15 protein-coding genes, 2 tRNA genes and 1 riboswitch are annotated in these 16,481 nt (G+C 62.4%); of the genes, 2 read left to right on the top strand and 15 right to left on the bottom strand.

Going from position 1 to position 16,481, the window contains the following annotated elements; genetic code table 11:
• Positions 1-54: 54 nt before the first annotated feature.
• Positions 55-127, bottom strand: a tRNA-Ala gene (locus AC1RJY_RS09605).
• Positions 128-490: 363 nt separating this feature from the next.
• Here AC1RJY_RS09605 and AC1RJY_RS09600 point away from each other — a divergent pair.
• Positions 491-1,081 (top strand): ScbR family autoregulator-binding transcription factor, encoded by a 591-nt coding sequence (locus AC1RJY_RS09600; RefSeq protein WP_014922027.1) that lies wholly within the window; start codon positions 491-493, stop codon positions 1,079-1,081.
• 89 nt (positions 1,082-1,170) lie between these two features.
• On the opposite strand, the gene AC1RJY_RS09595 is transcribed toward AC1RJY_RS09600, so the two are convergent.
• From AC1RJY_RS09595 to AC1RJY_RS09540, 12 genes are all read right to left on the bottom strand, one after another.
• Positions 1,171-1,246 (bottom strand) — tRNA-Ala (locus AC1RJY_RS09595).
• A gap of 116 nt (positions 1,247-1,362) precedes the next feature.
• The gene (gene rsfS / locus AC1RJY_RS09590) at positions 1,363-1,767 is read right to left on the bottom strand and encodes a ribosome silencing factor (RefSeq protein ID WP_498602194.1); all 405 of its coding nucleotides are present in this window, start codon (positions 1,765-1,767) and stop codon (positions 1,363-1,365) included.
• Positions 1,768-1,843: 76 nt separating this feature from the next.
• Positions 1,844-3,046, bottom strand: a complete 1,203-nt coding sequence (locus AC1RJY_RS09585; protein ID WP_498602193.1) for a hypothetical protein — start codon at positions 3,044-3,046, stop codon at positions 1,844-1,846.
• Between the two features lie 7 nt (positions 3,047-3,053).
• Positions 3,054-3,674, bottom strand: coding sequence for a nicotinate-nucleotide adenylyltransferase (gene nadD, locus AC1RJY_RS09580; protein ID WP_011775039.1), 621 nt, complete (start codon positions 3,672-3,674; stop codon positions 3,054-3,056).
• 55 nt (positions 3,675-3,729) lie between these two features.
• Positions 3,730-3,969, bottom strand: a complete 240-nt coding sequence (locus tag AC1RJY_RS09575; RefSeq protein ID WP_011775040.1) for a hypothetical protein — start codon at positions 3,967-3,969, stop codon at positions 3,730-3,732.
• 83 nt (positions 3,970-4,052) lie between these two features.
• A complete protein-coding gene (locus AC1RJY_RS09570; protein WP_011775041.1) occupies positions 4,053-5,417 on the bottom strand; it encodes a glutamate-5-semialdehyde dehydrogenase in 1,365 nt (454 codons plus the stop codon).
• Positions 5,414-6,595, bottom strand: a complete 1,182-nt coding sequence (proB, locus tag AC1RJY_RS09565; protein WP_014922030.1) for a glutamate 5-kinase — start codon at positions 6,593-6,595, stop codon at positions 5,414-5,416. Before proB ends, AC1RJY_RS09570 begins: the two co-directional genes overlap by 4 nt.
• On the bottom strand, positions 6,585-8,171 hold the full coding sequence (gene obgE, locus AC1RJY_RS09560; RefSeq protein WP_011775043.1) for a GTPase ObgE: 1,587 nt from the start codon (positions 8,169-8,171) through the stop codon (positions 6,585-6,587). The genes proB and obgE overlap by 11 nt, the downstream gene beginning before the upstream one ends.
• 155 nt (positions 8,172-8,326) lie before the next feature.
• Entirely contained in the window at positions 8,327-8,590 is a 264-nt protein-coding gene (gene rpmA / locus AC1RJY_RS09555) for a 50S ribosomal protein L27 (protein ID WP_003803426.1), read from the bottom strand.
• Between the two features lie 62 nt (positions 8,591-8,652).
• Positions 8,653-8,961, bottom strand: a complete 309-nt coding sequence (gene rplU, locus AC1RJY_RS09550) for a 50S ribosomal protein L21 (protein ID WP_024816904.1) — start codon at positions 8,959-8,961, stop codon at positions 8,653-8,655.
• Positions 8,962-9,338: 377 nt separating this feature from the next.
• Positions 9,339-10,886, bottom strand: a complete 1,548-nt coding sequence (gene thiD / locus AC1RJY_RS09545) for a bifunctional hydroxymethylpyrimidine kinase/phosphomethylpyrimidine kinase (RefSeq protein WP_498602192.1) — start codon at positions 10,884-10,886, stop codon at positions 9,339-9,341.
• A riboswitch (TPP riboswitch) is annotated at positions 10,877-10,975 on the bottom strand. Its footprint overlaps the gene before it by 10 nt.
• Positions 10,976-11,137: 162 nt before the next feature.
• Positions 11,138-14,347, bottom strand: a complete 3,210-nt coding sequence (locus tag AC1RJY_RS09540) for an Rne/Rng family ribonuclease (RefSeq protein ID WP_043806140.1) — start codon at positions 14,345-14,347, stop codon at positions 11,138-11,140.
• 470 nt (positions 14,348-14,817) lie between these two features.
• Here AC1RJY_RS09540 and AC1RJY_RS09535 point away from each other — a divergent pair, with 470 nt between their 5' ends.
• Entirely contained in the window at positions 14,818-15,486 is a 669-nt protein-coding gene (locus AC1RJY_RS09535) for a vitamin K epoxide reductase family protein (RefSeq protein WP_043806142.1), read from the top strand.
• 80 nt (positions 15,487-15,566) lie between these two features.
• Here AC1RJY_RS09535 and ndk read toward each other — a convergent pair whose 3' ends face one another.
• On the bottom strand, positions 15,567-15,986 hold the full coding sequence (ndk, locus tag AC1RJY_RS09530) for a nucleoside-diphosphate kinase (RefSeq protein ID WP_014922034.1): 420 nt from the start codon (positions 15,984-15,986) through the stop codon (positions 15,567-15,569).
• Positions 15,987-16,027: 41 nt separating this feature from the next.
• On the bottom strand, positions 16,028-16,480 hold the full coding sequence (locus tag AC1RJY_RS09525) for a DUF4233 domain-containing protein (RefSeq protein WP_014922035.1): 453 nt from the start codon (positions 16,478-16,480) through the stop codon (positions 16,028-16,030).
• Between the last annotated feature and the right edge of the window lies 1 nt (position 16,481).

The raw sequence follows: 16,481 nt of genomic DNA, 5'->3' as shown, positions 1-16,481 counted from the left end.
AACAACGGACAAACAGAAAGACCCCGCTCAATGAGCGGGGTCTTTCTTCCGGAGTGGAGCTGAGGGGACTCGAACCCCTGACCCCCTGCATGCCATGCAGGTGCGCTACCAGCTGCGCCACAGCCCCGAATTTGTTGACTACAAGCGGTTTGATTTCTCTTCCCGTCGAAGCAACTCGTCAATACTAACCACAATCCCACGAGATGCGAAATCGTCGGAACATGAGCTCCATCACAACGCCCTGCGACGATCCGCAGCCGAGGTGCGTTGGATTACTCCACCGCACCTCCCCCCAAAACCGGCTGCGCTGAAGCCACCCAACAAAGAGGCGCGACTCCCCCTGAAGTCTAGAATTTGTTTCGGGCAAAACCAAACCGTTCAGTCGGTTTCAGCCCGGCTAGGTCTTCAGGCTGCCGATGATAGCGTGGTGGAGTCTCGACGGCGGCACGATCCTCCGTCCCTGCCTGACCCGAGAGGCCCCCCACCACCCATGCAGCAACGTGCGAAAGACACCCGGCTTTCCGTCATAGAAGGTGCTGCCCGGGTCTTCGCGGAAATAGGCTACGGAAACGCCAGCCTGACTGACATCACCAAACGAGCAGGCGTGACAAAAGGTGCGCTCTACTTCCATTTCACGTCAAAACGGGACCTGGCCCTGGCCGTCATCGAGGAGCAGCACGCAATCGTCCTGGCGGCGGGATCGGACATAGCTGCCTCAGGCGCCCCCGCTCTGGACAAGCTCATAGGACTCTGCAGGATGTTCGGGCAGCAGTTGCTGGATGAACCCGTGGTCCAAGGAGGCATTCGGCTCACCTTTGAAGCCTCCGCTTTCGACGCAGACGTCTCAGGTCCCTACCACGACTGGATCACCACGGCCGAGCAACTGCTGCGGCAAGCCGCAACCGACGGCACCGTTCGTTCCGACCTGGACGCGGCGGCCTTCGCCAGGTATCTGGTTGCGTCCTTCACGGGCGTTCAAATGGTCTCGGACGTTCTGACATCACGTGAAGACGTGCTGCTGAGGATCGAACAGATGTGGGAGTTCATGCTGCCGGCGTTACGCCCGGACTCAATCAACTAGCCAGAGCTTGCGGGGTGCGCCGGGGTTTGTTCCTGCACGAAAAAGGTCCTGCCGGCTCCATGGAATTCATGAAGCAGACAGGACCTTGATGGTGGAGCTGAGGGGACTCGAACCCCTGACCCCCTGCATGCCATGCAGGTGCGCTACCAGCTGCGCCACAGCCCCGTATTCTTGCTGCTTCGCGTTCAGCTTTTCGATCATCCGCGCCGAAGCAACTCAAATATCTTAGAACAGCATTTCCGAAAATTCCAAATCGGACATATTTCGGTTTCCGGCAGTTCCTAGCGCTCGGAATCCTCTGCGGAAACAGTCTTGGCGGAAGCGTCGTCCCCCAGTTCAAGGTCCACCACGGGGCAGTCCTTCCACAGGCGCTCCAAGGCATAAAAGACCCGGTCTTCAGAGTGCTGGACGTGGATAACGATGTCAGCGTAGTCCAAGAGAACCCAACGGCCTTCCGAGCGGCCCTCGCGGCGTACAGGACGAAGGTCCTGCTTCATCAGCTCTTCCTCGATACCGTCAACGATGGCGTTTACCTGACGCTCGGTGGGAGCGGAGGCAATCAGGAAGACGTCAGTGAGCGCCAAACGCTCGCTGACGTCCAGGGCGACAATGTCTTCAGCAAGCTTGTCTGCCGCGGCACGCGCAGCGTGACGGGCGAGGGTGATGGATTGTTCATGTGCAGACACGGGTACTCCTTGTTGTGGCCAGTGGCCTATGTTTGGCGTTTGCCATTGTTCAGCGAAAACTAACTGTTCAGCGGAATTAGCCGCTGGTGATCATGATGATGCCGACAATAAGTACAACGATGCCCAACGCCAGGACACCGAACTGCAGCAACCTGTTGCGTTGCGCTCGGGCCAGGCCGGCGGTGTTGGCATCCAGAGGATCAAGGCCGTACGCCGCACTGGCGGAAACCGGAGGCCGCTGCGATTCTTCGCTTGCCTCCGCCGCCGCAACAGGACGCTTCCCGGCGGACTTCGCAACCGCTTCAGCACGGGCAAGAACCCCGGCGCGGCCACGCGACCCCGGTTTCTTGACCTGAACTTGTTCGGAGTCGAGCTTGGGCCCCGCCGAAGTGATCAACGGTACAAACGTGGTACTGGGGCGCTTCATGACGGGGCGTTCAACCCCCGGCATCTTGACGAACTCCAGTGGAGTCACCATCGCGAGGTTGTTGGCGGTGGACGGGCCTGCCGTAGCGGCCGGTGACTTGCCGTCCACCTTTGAATCCAAGGTTCCTTTGGCAGATTCCGCCTGCGTCTTCTCCGCGAGCTTCTGCTTGGCGGCGGCACGCTTGCTCAACACGGCAGCACGTTCCGCAAGGGCGATCTGCTGCGCAAGAACCTCAGGGTCTACAGCGGACGGGTCCTGCTCGGCAATGTGTTCCAGCTTGGCCGACTGGTTCTCCGCCTGCGCGGCAATCAACTGCCGGACTGCAAGTGCCTGCTCCACGGACATTTCGGATTCCGCAGGAGAATGGCCGATTCCCGCATTTTCCTTCGTGGGCACGGAAGCGACAGGGGCATTCTCACGGGAGCCCTTCTTGGCGGGCGCCGGCTTGGAACCCGCAGCCTCCTCACGAGCTGTGTCCTTGGTGGCCGCAGGAACAATGGGATTCATGGAAGTGGCGACTTCAGCCTGAAGTTGCTGGAGGCGCAGCTGGCGACGTGTGGGCGGTCCCCCGCCGGCGAGCTGCTCCTCCTTGTCGGCCAGTTCCTTGATAGTGCGCAGTGCCGCACGATCGCGGGCGCGGATTTGGGAGGACCGTTCCTGGGCTGCCGGCCCTACGGCGTCCACCGGAACATCGGCGGCGCGACGATTGCGGCCGTTAGGGCGGTCTGCGTCAGGAAGGTTTTCTACGTCGTCAGGCGCGGACGTATCCGCCTGCTGGGCCTCGGGGTGCTCTTCCCGGGCACGACGAAGCTCACGCCTGCTGCGGATGGGTCGCTGGTCCTGGCTGCTCATTCAAAACTCATTCAGTACGTGCTTGGTCGTCTGATCCGGACAGTGCGGGTGTCAGATCCGCTGCGTTGGCAGGCGCGGCGTACAGTCCATACTTGGCGATGTACTGCACCACTCCGTCAGGTACGAGGTACCAGACGGGATTTCCGGCACCCACCCGGGTCCTGCAATCCGTGGAGGAGATGGCCATGGCAGGGACTTCCAACAGGCTGACATCGTCCCTGCCCATATCGTGCAGTTCATGTCCGGGACGCGTGACGCCGACGAAGTGGGCCAAAGACCACAACTCGTCTACGTCCTTCCATGAAAGGATCTGCGCCAAGGCATCTGCGCCCGTGATGAAGAAAAGATCGGCGTCAGGCCGCTCTGCACGGAGATCGCGGAGGGTGTCAATGGTGAACGTCGGCCCCGGACGATCAACGTCCACCCGGCTCACCGTGAACCTGGGGTTGGATGCCGTGGCGATGACCGTCATCAGGTAGCGGTGCTCAGGCCTGCTGACCAGCTTGTGCGACTTCTGCCAAGGCTGGCCGGTTGGAACGAAAACCACTTCGTCAAGGCCGAACTTGGCTGCGACTTCACTGGCAGCCACAAGGTGGCCGTGATGAATAGGATCAAATGTTCCACCCATCACGCCCAGCCGGAGCCTGCGCCCCGTCTCCCCACGCGGTGTTGCGGCGATAATGTTAGTGGCCTTGGCCGTGCGTGTGCTTGTTCGGGTGCTGGCGGTGCGGATCGGAGTGCTCTTCAACGGCCTCGTGACGGTTGCCAAGGTTGGTGTAGGAGAGGGTGACGAACAAGAGAACCAGCATGAGGGCGAACATCACGACGCCGAAGACCCACGGCTCGGCCCACAACGGAGCGAGTTCCTCGTGGCCGCCTTCCGTTTGGGCGGCAATGGACGTGGCGATCTGCTGAAACAGCATCTTCTCCCCTAGTTGGTTCTCAAAGGATTTTCGACGGCGGGACTCCCCGCCGTTCCGGACTTCTGTTCTATGTTACCGCGTTGCTAGCCGCGGATCTGGCCCTCACCCTGGACGATCCACTTGGTGGTGGTCAACTCCGTGAGGCCCATGGGACCCCGGGCGTGCAACTTCTGGGTGGAAATGCCCACTTCGGCTCCGAGGCCTAGCTCGCCTCCGTCAGTGAACCTGGTGGAGGCATTGACGATGACGGCAGCAGAATCGATGTCGGCGATGAACTTCTCGGCGTTGGCCAGGTTGTTGGTGAGGATCGCTTCCGTGTGGCCCGTGGTCCATGTACGGATGTGGTCCACTGCCTCATCCAGGCTGTCCACCATGGCGACGGCGAGATCGAGATCCATGTACTCGGTGGCCCAATCGTCATCGTCAGCGGGAACGGTTTCCACGTCCTTGCCCAAAGCAGCAGCGATCCGATCATCAACGTGGAGGGTGACTCCGGCCGAACGCAGTGCTTTGGCAACGGCAGGCAGCACCGTAGCACCGGAATGCACCAGCAGTGTCTCTACGGTGTTGCAGACACTGGGCCTCTGAGTTTTGGCGTTGAGAAGGATCTCCACGGCCATCTCTTCACCCGCGGACTCATCGATGAAGATATGGACATTTCCTTCGCCGGTTTCAATGACAGGCACGGAAGAGTTGGTCACAACTGTCTGGATGAGATCGCGTCCACCGCGGGGAATGAGGACATCCACACGGCCACGGGCGCGCATCAGGACGTTTGCTCCTTCGCGGCCGTACTGATCCACTGTCTGCACGGCGTCCGCAGGCAAACCAACGGAATCCAGGGCCTCGCGGAGAATCCGCACCAGTGCCTCATTGGTGTGGGCCGCAGCGGATCCGCCACGCAGGATCACAGCGTTGCCGCTCTTGAGCGCCAGGCCGGCGATGTCCACCGTGACGTTCGGGCGTGCCTCATAAATCGCGGCCACAACGCCCATGGGAACGTTCACCTGGCGCAAGCGGAGTCCATTGGGCAGCGTCTGTCCACGGACCACGTTGCCCACGGGATCGGGCAAGCCGGCCAGGTTCTCCAAAGCTGCAACCAAACCGTCGATGCGGGCGGCAGTCAGCGTCAAACGGTCCAGGAGCGCCGCTGAGGTGCCGTTGGCCCGGCCCACCGCAACATCCTTGGCATTGGCTTCCAATACGTGTTTGCGGTTCTCCACCAAGGCAGCTCCGATGGCACGCAGCGCGCGGTCTTTCCATGCGCGGTTTGCCTGTCCCATGCGGCGGGCAGCCTTACGGGAGCGGTCCGCTATGGCGTGAACGGCAGCCTGGACATCTTCCGGTGACACCGGGGCGCCGCCTGCCGCAGGGTTCTCCGGCGTCTGGCCGGAGGTACCGGAAACGTCGGAGATCACAGGGGCGTCAGGGGTCAGCGCTTCAGTCATGCTCCAAGTTTAGATGAGCGCGACGCCCTCAGGAGCACCAGATCGTCAACATGAACAACTTCGCGGTCGTAACCGCGGCCCATGGCCTGGCCCAGCTCCTGGGTGGTGCGTCCCAGCATTCGCGGGAGTTCCTCGGAAGAGTAGTTCACCAAACCGCGCGCCACCACCGTTCCGTCGTGGGCAACCATCTCAATGGGGTCGCCGGCTTCGAAATCACCACTGATGTCCGAAATGCCCGCGGGAAGGAGTGACCTGTGCCGGTCGCGCACTGCTTTCACTGCGCCGTCGTCGAGCATTAAACGGCCATGGACGGTCGCCAGGTGCGCCAGCCAGAGGAGACGAACCGGCTTGCGATTGCCGTTCACGGCGAACCACGTTCCCACGTCCTGGCCCGCCAAGGCCGCCGCGGCATTGGCCGTTGACGTGACCAAAGCGTGGATACCCGAGCCGGCAGCAATGGACGCCGCTTCCACTTTGGTCATCATGCCGCCCGTTCCGACGCCGGCCTTGCCTGCCTTGCCAATGGTCACGTCTTCCAGGTCCTGCGGACCGCGGACCAAAGGAATTCGTTGGGCGCCTTGGGACGGCGGGCCATCGTAGAGGGCATCGACGTCGGACAGCAGCACGAGCGCGTCGGCACGAACCAAGTGTGCCACCAAGGCAGCGAGGCGATCATTGTCGCCAAAGCGGATCTCGTGCGTGGCCACGGTGTCGTTCTCGTTGACTACGGGCACCACGCCGAGATTAAGCAGCCTGTCCAACGCCCGGAAGGCGTTGGTGTGTTGCGTCCGGCGCATGAGGTCATCGGCGGTCAGCAGCACTTGGCTGACTGTCACGCCGTGTGCATTGAAAGCCTGCGTGTAGCGGGCCATCAGCAATCCCTGCCCAACGCTCGCCGCTGCCTGCTGGGTGGCCAGGTCCTTGGGTCGCTTGGCGAGACCCAAGGGGGCAAGCCCGGCAGCGATGGCGCCCGAGGACACCAGGATGATCTCCGTACCAGCATTGCGCTTTTCAGCGAGGGCATTGACCAGCCCGGTGAGGGACTTCTCGGAGATGCCACCCTTGATGCTGGTCAGCGAGGATGACCCCACTTTGACCACAATCCGCTTGGCGGTGGCCAGAGCTTGACGCTCGAGTCCTTCAGCGGTGTCCAGGGCGTCGACGGTCTTAGTCGTCATCACCGGAATCCAGGTGGCTTTCCTTCACTGCCTGGGCTCGGCGACCACTGACAGACTCAGTCCAGATGCCTGCCTTGCGTTCAGCTTCAAGCTCGGCACGCGCGGCGGCCTTGGCTTCGCGTCGTTCGATCTGCTCGTCGCGCTTCTGTGAACGCGTGGGGCGGTCGCCAATGTCCGCAACGCGGATGTCGGTCCCGCGAGGCGTCGCGAGGAGTTCGGCGCCGGCCATCATGGTGGGCTCCCAGTCGAACACCACGCCATCGTCTTCACCGATGACCACGGTGTCGCCGGGCTTGGCGCCAACCTTGAACAGTTCAGTTTCCACACCAAGCTTGGCAAGGCGGTCGGCAAGGTAGCCGATGGCTTCCTCGTTGGTGAAGTCAGTCTGCTTGACCCAGCGCACGGGCTTTTCGCCCAAGACGCGGAACAGCGGCTCGAGGTTCTTCTCCTCGCGGCGGATCTTGAAGCCGGACTCGTTGACGGCGCGCGGACGCAGGACGGGAGGTGCCACCTTGGGAGGCGCGGCCTGAACGGCGTTACGTGCTGCCTGGACGATCTCAGCCATGGCAAAGCCGAGCTGACGCAAACCTTCGTGGCTTGTTGCCGATACTTCAAATACACGGTATCCGCGGGCTTCGAGGTCCGGACGGACGAACTCGGCCATATCCTTGCCGTCGGGAAGATCCACCTTGTTGAGGACTACCAACTTGGGGCGTTCATTCAACGGCACTACTTCACCGTCAACACCGGCGTAGCTCATGTCCACGGCGTACTTCTCCAGTTCCGCCTCAATGATGGCGAGGTCGGAGAGAGGATCGCGGTCTGATTCAAGGGTTCCGCAATCAAGGACGTGAACCAGCGCAGCGCAGCGCTCTACGTGCCGCAGGAAGTTGTGGCCCAGGCCCTTTCCTTCGCTGGCGCCTTCGATCAGGCCGGGGACATCGGCAATGGTGAAGCGGACGTCGCCGGCCTGCACCACGCCAAGGTTGGGAATGAGCGTGGTGAAGGGGTAGTCGGCAATCTTGGGCCGGGCAGCAGACATGGCTGCGATGAGGCTGGACTTACCGGCGGACGGGAAACCAACCAATGCGATATCTGCGATGGACTTCAGTTCCAGGACGATGTCACTGGATTCACCTTCGATGCCCAGCAGGGCAAAGCCCGGAGCCCGACGCTTCTGCGATGAAAGGGATGCGTTGCCGAGGCCGCCCTGGCCGCCTGCGGCTGCAATGTACTCAGTACCCTCGCCAACGAGGTCAGCCAGGACTTCGCCGTCCTTGGTCTTGACCACGGTGCCATCAGGCACGGGAAGAATCAGGGTCTCGCCGTTCTTGCCGCCGCGCCAGTCGCCCATGCCGGGGCCGCCGTTGGTGGCGTGGCGGTGGGGAGCGTGATGGTAATCAAGCAGCGTGGTGGTCTGGGCGGACACGCGAAGGATGACATCGCCGCCGTTGCCGCCGTTGCCGCCGTCGGGGCCGCCGAGCGGCTTGAACTTTTCCCGCTTTACGGAGACACAGCCGTGGCCGCCGGTTCCGCCGGATACGTGCAGGACTACCCGGTCTACAAAGCTCGCCACGTGGATCTCCTCAGTTGCTGTCTTACAGCGTTTGTTGCTGTTGCCAGCGCTGTTGCAAAAACCAGTGCGCCTGAGGCGCCCTAGTCGATTGTAATGCGGTTAAAAGAACGGTGGAGCGGGCCACTTGGCCCGCTCCACCGGTTCAGAACTTGTTGTTACTCTGCAGCTGCAGCAGCAACGATGTTCACTACGCGACGGCCGCGGCGAGTACCAAACTCAACCGCACCGGCCTGAAGAGCGAACAGGGTGTCGTCGCCACCGCGACCTACGCCTGCACCGGGGTGGAAGTGGGTTCCACGCTGGCGAACGATGATTTCGCCGGCGGAAACTACCTGACCACCGAAGCGCTTGACGCCCAGGTACTGTGCGTTGGAGTCACGACCGTTGCGAGTGGAACTCGCGCCTTTTTTGTGTGCCATGTGAAATGCCTGCCTCTAAATTTCTGGGGAAACTGAAAAACCTGAACAGCGGGTAACGGAAGTTACGCGATGCTGGTGATCTTGATCTTGGTCAGTTCCTGACGGTGACCCTGACGCTTCCGGTAGCCGGTCTTGTTCTTGAACTTCTGGATGACGATCTTCGGACCACGGAGGTCCTCGAGGATCTCAGCCGTGACCTTGACGTTGGCCAGTTCCGCAGCTGCGGAGGTGACCTTCTCGCCGTCAACCAGGAGCAATGCGGGCAGCTCAAGCGTGCTACCGGCTCCACCGGGGACGCGGTTCAGCGTTACGTAGTCTCCAACGGAAACTTTTTCTTGGCGGCCGCCTGCGCGGACAATCGCGTACACCACTTGGGTACTCACTTCTCTCGACGTTTATTACAAAATTTGCGTGCGGAACCTTCAACCGGAATCAGGCCTGGTTCGCGCTGTGCCTCAACGCCGTGGACTTCTGATCGAAGTCCGCGAGTCATCCCATGAACAATTCCAAGGGGCATAACCCAAGTGTTGGCGTAAGCACCGAAGATCAAGATTACGCTAGTTTGACCTTCAGCTGCAAATGAGGCCGGGTCCGGAGGCTACCTCGTGACTTGCGTCACGAGTTGTAACGGACTCTCCCGGCACCGTGCCCATACAGCCTACAGGTTTTCGGCGAGATTAACGCGATTCAGGCAACGACGCGCTGACGTGTCTCCGCAGTTGCCCGCAAATGCATCCGTGGTAGCGGGCTAGCCGCGGCCGATGGAAGGCTGCGCAAACAACCGCGGAGCATCAAAAAACGCCGTCTCATAACGGCAGGACTGGATGAAAGCGTCCATCATGGCGGCCCGCTCCATCTCCGAACCCGCAATGGCCGCAGCATCCGTGAAATTGATCGCTTTCCGGGTTGCGGCAGCGAAGTCCTCGTCGGCGTAGGTCTTCAGCCACTCGGCATAGGCGTGATCTGCGGGGGCTCCGGCGTCTACATACGATGCATGAAGCTGCCGACCCACCTCCGCGTACAACCAGTAACAGGGCAGGATCGCCGCGAGCACCACCGCGTAGCTGCCGGAAGCCGACTTTGCCAGTAGATGATCCACATAGGACTTGGTGACCGGGCCGGTGGCCGTGGAGGCCTCCCTGGTGCTCAGCCAGTTCCTGTGCAGCTCCGATTCAACTTCCAGGCACTGCTGTGATGCCTTGGCCCAGAACAACTGCTCTTCCTCCGTGGGGGCCAGGGCCCCCGCACGCGCCAACACCCTGGAGTACCCATTGAGGTAGATCGCATCTTGGGCGAGGTAGTAGTTGAAGTCACGTTCCGGGAGTTCGCCCGATTGAAGTCCTTGAATGAACGGAAGCCCGTAAATGGATTCGAGCTCTGGACCGGCTTCCTTCCACAAGGTCGCAGCGAAGGCGCCCGGCTTGGATGCCTGCTGGAGGTGGTGGAAGTGATGCACGGGCCCGTTCCCCTGCCCCACCTCGAGGGCCTCAGAGGTTGTCAAAGCCCCCAGTAACCAAGACTTCGCTTCCTGCAGTGAAACTTCCCAGTCACCCGTGCGTGCCTGGACTGTAGCCAAGGCGGACGACAAGGAGCACCCGGTTCCGTGGCTGTTCCGCGTTTCGACCCGGGGACCTGTTATCTCGATCACGTCCCGTGACAGCATCCCACTGGTGTTCACCAGTGCATCAGGACATACCGGACCAGGCAGGTGGCCACCCTTGACCAGGACCGTGTTTCCGTACTCCGCTGCCAGCCGTTTGCCTTGGTCCAGCGCCGATTCCCATTCTGTTGCCTCCGGCTCCCCCAGCAACATGGCAAGTTCCGGAAGGTTCGGGGTGATCAGGTCGGCCAGAGGCAGCAGCGAACGCAAAGCCTTCTCCGCTGACTCGCGCAGGAGCCGGTCGCCACTGGTGGCCACCATCACCGGGTCCAGGACCACGACGGCGGGACGCACCTCTTCAATCCAGCCGCGGACCTCGTCTATGACGGTCGCATCGCCGAGCATTCCGATCTTGACGGCATCAATGGTGATGTCGCTGCTGATGGCGTCCAGTTGCTGTCGGAGGAACTGCGCGGGAGGGACATGGACGGCGATGACCCCCATGGTGTTTTGTGCGGTGAGAGCCGTGATGGCAGCCATTCCGTAACCGCCGAGTGCTGCGATGCTCTTCAGGTCCGCCTGAATTCCCGCGCCGCCGGAAGGGTCCGAGCCGGCAATACTCAGTACGCGTGGGGTTGCCCGGCCCGAGTTCGGAGCGTCGAGTGGGTACACAGCTGAATATGGTGATGCAGTCATGAGGACATCCCTTCGCCGGTGCTAACCGGACAGGTTCAACGGGTCTGGATCTCAGCCTGGCCCAACGCCCGGCACCCCGTGTCAGTCCCCAAGCCTAGCCGGGAAGCGACGTGGCGCGGGAACCGGACCACGTCGCGACCGGGATGTGACCACGGATGCATGGAATGCGTGGCCTGCGCGGACAAGAAAGGCCCTGCACAGTCCGCCGTTGGCAGATTGTGCAGGGCCCTCTCAGCTGTTGCTGTCCGGATTTAGAGCTCGGAGGCAGGAACTCCAACTCCGAGGATGATGGGCTCGTCGGTTGATGCCTTCTTGGCTTGTTCCGCGGGCACCTTGGCCTCATGGGCCGAGCCTCGGGGGGCCGAGGCCGTCACCTCATGGTGCTCGACGCTGGTTTCATTGGCCGCGCCTTGGGCCCGGCTGGCACTCCGGTTGCGGCGGCCACGACGACTACTCGTAGCCTGAACAGCCTCGGGAGCTTTTTCGGCACGGGCCGGCACATCAGCCTTCGGGGCATCAGCAGGCTCCGGCACGACCACCGGCGCGGCTTCTTCCGCAGGTGCCGGAGCAGCGCCGAGGTGCGAGAACGCCTCGGCCAGGAGGTCCAGGCTCATGGCAGGCTTGGCGGCCTGCGGTTCCTCGTGGTGCTCAACGAACGGCAGTGCTACTTCTTCGCCGCCGAAACGCAGGACGGGAGTAGACCTTGCTTCCTGGACTGCTGCTTCCCTTTTTTCTGCTTCGCGGGCAGTTGCTCCGGCTTCGCCGCTGGCGGCGGTACCGGATGCGGGGCTAACGGCCGGCTCGTGGCCCGCCGCCCTTGCCTGCTCCTCTGCGCGGTGAACTTCGTCGTCGTGCAGGTGGGCGGCGTGCGCTGCAGCGGCAATCGTCGCCAGGGCAGCCCGGGTTGCCTCAGCCTTGGCTTGCCGGGCGGGATCCTGTGCTTCGACCGGAGCCGAAGGTGCAGCCGGGGCGGACGTCGTCGTATGGACCTGCGCGGGGGCTTCGGCGATGGCCTGTCCCCCACCCTTGCCGCGGCGGCGCTTGCGTTCCGTCCGCGCTGCAGGCTGCTGTGCCTCGGCGTGCGGGCGGTGGTGCTCGGCGGCAACCACGTTGGCGCGGCGGTGTTCAACGGGCTCGTCGTGGGTGACAACGCCCCTGCCGGCGCAATGCTCGCACTGCTCACCGAAGACCTCAAGGAGGCCGGTACCCATACGCTTGCGTGTCATCTGGACCAAGCCCAGCGACGTCACTTCGGCCACCTGGTGCTTGGTACGGTCGCGGCCAAGGCACTCGACCATGCGTCGCAGGACGAGATCGCGGTTGGATTCCAGGACCATGTCGATGAAGTCGATGACGATAATGCCGCCGATGTCGCGCAGACGGAGCTGGCGAACCACTTCCTCAGCCGCTTCAAGGTTGTTCTTGGTCACCGTTTCTTCGAGGTTTCCGCCGCTGCCGGTGAACTTACCGGTGTTGACGTCCACCACGGTCATGGCCTCGGTGCGGTCGATGACCAACGAACCACCGGACGGCAGGAAGACCTTACGCTCCAGCGCCTTGTGGATCTGCTCGTCGATGCGCCAGGCAGCGAAAATGTCCTGGTCCTTGGTCCACTTTTCAAGGCGGCCCACCAGATCAGGGGCAACGTACGTGACGTAGGCCTCGATGGTGTCCCAGGCGTCGTCACCGGAGACGATCAGCTTGGAGAAGTCCTCATTGAAGACGTCACGGACCACCTTGATGGTGAGGTCGGGTTCGCCGTAAAGCAGTTCAGGGGCCAGGACCTTGGTGGACGAGGCCTGTCCTTCGATGCCTTCCCACTGGGCGCGCAGACGGTTGATGTCGTGCGTCAGCTCTTCCTCCGACGCCCCCTCAGCGGCTGTGCGGACAATGACACCGGCGTTTTCCGGCAAGCGGTCCTTCAGGATGCGCTTGAGGCGGTTGCGTTCGACGTCGGGAAGCTTGCGGGAGATGCCGGTCATGGAACCACCGGGTACGTAGACCAAGTAGCGGCCCGGCAAGGAGATCTGGCTGGTGAGCCGGGCCCCCTTGTGCCCCACGGGGTCTTTGGTCACCTGGACCAGGACGGAGTCGCCGGACTTCAGGGCGTTCTCGATCCGGCGTGGCTGGCCTTCAAGATTGACTGCGTCCCAGTTGACTTCACCGGCGTACAGGACCGCGTTGCGGCCACGTCCGATGTCCACGAAGGCAGCTTCCATGGAAGGCAGAACATTCTGGACCTTGCCCAGGTAAACGTTGCCGATCAGGGAGTCCTGCTGGGTCTTGGAGACGAAGTGCTCAGCCAGAACACCGTCTTCCAGGACGCCGATCTGAATTCTGTCGTCGCGCTGGCGGACGATCATCTGGCGGTCCACCGACTCGCGGCGGGCAAGGAACTCGGCCTCGGTGATGACCTGGCGGCGGCGTCCGGTTTCGCGGGATTCGCGGCGACGCTGCTTTTTGGCCTCAAGCCTGGTGGAACCTTTGACGCCGGTAACGCGGTTGGACGGGGCTGTTTCCGTGATGGGGCGCGGTGCGCGGACACGGGTGACGGTGTTGGGCGGATCATCGTCCGAGCCGCCGGTCAGTTCAAGATCCTGGTCTCCGCGGCGGCGGCGGCGCCGGCGACGCGACGTGACGCCTTCTTCAAGGGCTTCGGCTGCCGGAGCTTCTTCGTCTTCGGACTCGGTGCCGTCCTCGGCCTCGTTCTCATCGCGTTCGGTTCCGCGGCGTCCACGACGGCCACGGCTCCTGCGACGACGACGGCTACCGGCGTCCTCCAGCTCGCCCTCAGCGGCGGCTTCGCTTTCTTCTTCTTCGGGCTCCTCGGCCTTCTCCTCCACCGGTGCAACGCGGGGAACAGTGGTGAGGTCCGGGGCCTGGAAGATCATGGAAGTGATGGAAACCGGCTCCATGAACAGCGAGGTGGACGCAGCAGGAGCGGCGTCTTGGGCAGCTGCCTCTTCGGACGCTGCCTCTTCGGACGCTGCCTCTTCGGATGCGGACTCCTCGGATGCTACATCGGCGGCAGGTGCCTCCGGCTGGGAGCCCTTTTCCGGCGTCGTGCTTTCCTCGACGGCTTCCGCAGCTGCGGGCGCCTCGACTGCCTCAGCCTTGGGCTTGGTAGTACGACGACGGCGGACCGGCTTTTCGGGGGCAGGCTCAGCAATCGCTTCGGGCGCGGCTTCTGCGGCGGCTTCGGGCGCGGCAGTGGTGTCGTCCCCCAAACCGGGCAAAGGCTCTGCAGGCTCTGCCTTCTTGCGGGAACGGGTGCGGCGCACCGGCGCCTTGGTGGCCTCAGGGGCCGCTTCCGGCGCGGGCGTGTCAGCCGCAGGCGCCTCTACGTCAGCAGCGACCTTCGGCGCTGCCTTGCGCCGGGTCCTGGTGGCTTTCTTGGGCGCTTCCGCAGTTTCCGCGGGAGCTGCCTCGTCATTAACGGCTACAACCTGGTCATTATCCATATGTGGCAACACTCCTGCCCCAGCGACGCCGCCACATCCGGCGCCCAGTGGGGCAAATATTGTCAAAACCCGCAGGCGTTGACAGAAGTCGGCAGTATGCCTTCCGGTTCGCACCATCATTGGGGTGCGGCAGCCCTGGAAGGCCGGCGGCTCTATTCTGAAACCCGTTGTTCTGCTGCCACAACCAGGTGCCGTCCATTGTCATGGCGGGCCTACCGAGGATCACGTGATCCGGGCATGCCCAGCTCATACTGGCGGTCTTGGGAACAAAGTCACCGGACCGAAATTCGAATGTGGATCGACTTCCGGCCATGTTCATTCTCTCACACCCCCGCACATTCGCAGGGAAGGCCGCTGTGTCGTGGAGCTCGCGCGCAAGCTGGGGCCGGCGCCCAGCCTTCGGAGTTACAATCCTCCCAAGAGCCCTTCCCGGCTTGCCGGGCCAATCGTTGAAAAGGACCACATCCGCGATGCCAAGCACCGCCAGGGAAAACCTGGCCAAACAAGCCGCAAACCCTATGGAGGACGTGTCCACGCAGCCGGACTCCCTCCCCAGTACGGTGCGTGACAAGCCTTTCGCGTGGTTGCTGCTGATCACTGGAGTGGTTGGCTGGTTGGCGTCCGGCGCCCTCGTTCTGGAGAAACTTGAGGTGCTCAAGGACCCCAATCACGTGACAGTGTGCGATGTAAATCCGTTTATCTCGTGCGGCGAAGTGATGCAGACACCGCAAAGTTCCGTGTTCGGGTTCCCCAACATGTTCATCGGCATCGTTGCCTTCGCGGTCATCATCACTACAGCCATGGGTATCCTCGCGGGAGCCAAGTATTCACGGGGTTACTGGCTGGGCCTCCAAACCGGTGTGACCCTCGGCTTTGCCTTCGTTGTATGGCTGTGGTCGCAGGCCCTCTACGTCATCCACGTGCTGTGCCCGTTCTGCATGGTGGTGTGGGCGGCCATGATCCCGTTGTTTGTCTGGGTGACCATCCGCAACATCACCAGCGGGGTCATCAAATCGCCACCCGCACTGGTCAAGCTTCTGTCCGGGTCGGGCTGGATCATCGTGGCGCTGCTGTACGTGGCCGTGATCACCACGATCTTCTTCTCCTTCATGCACCTCTTCGTGCCGTCGACAGCGTAGAACCACCACTCGCGAGATAACAGTTAAGGCCAATGTTCACGAAGAACATTGGCCTTAACTGTTATCTCGGTGGGGTTTGCTTAGCCCTCGAACCAGATCTTGATTTCACGTTCGGCAGAGTCGACGGAATCCGAGCCGTGCACGAGGTTCTGCTGCACTGCCAAGCCCCAGTCGCGGCCGAAGTCGCCGCGGATGGTGCCCGGTGCCGCCGTCGTCGGATCCGTGGTTCCGGCCAGCGAGCGGAAGCCTTCGATCACGCGGTGGCCTTCGAAGACGGCCGCAATGACCGGCCCGCTGAGCATGAACTCAACCAGAGGCTCGTAGAACGGCTTGCCCACGTGTTCCTCGTAGTGCTGCTCCAGCAGCTCGCGGGTGGCGTTGACCTTCTTCAGCTCAGCCAGGGTGTAGCCCTTGGCTTCGATCCGGGCGAGGATGCTCCCACCCAGGTTGCGGGCTACGCCGTCGGGCTTGACCAGGACAAGGGTCCGTTCAATGCTCACAGATGCTCCAATGCGGTTGTTCGGTGGTTTTCCCAGCCAGTTTACGGGGTTTGCGGGCCGGCTTGGTCCCCGTGAGCCGCGTTCCATTCCGCCTGCTCGCGGTCGCGTTGGGCTACCTCGCGGTCAATCCGTATTCCTGCCCTGATCCCGTACCACCAGCAGATGGCAAACAGAATGCCCACAATGAACATGGTGGGCTCGGCGAAGCCCGTCAGGATCAGAACCAGCTGCAGCCCCCAGCCAACTGCGATGCCCCACGGCTTGGAGAGTACGGCGCACGCCAGAACAAGCACAACGCTCAGGGCAATGCCCACTCCCAGGATGATGCCGGGGTCAACTTCCCCGCGCCTCAGGCCGAAGACTGCCAGCGTGCCGAAAAACGCGACGAACGCTTCCAGCAGGAGCACGGTGGAAGCGAACATCACTTTGGTGGACCGGCGCTTTTTAGGCATGCCCGGGCGCCATTCGCGCTGCGCTTTAGTCATTTTCGCCATG

The organism is Arthrobacter sp. GW822-FHT05G07 (assembly GCF_058799755.1).
Note: the sequence above shows the minus strand (reverse complement) of the source record. Positions and strands in the feature narration are given on the sequence as shown.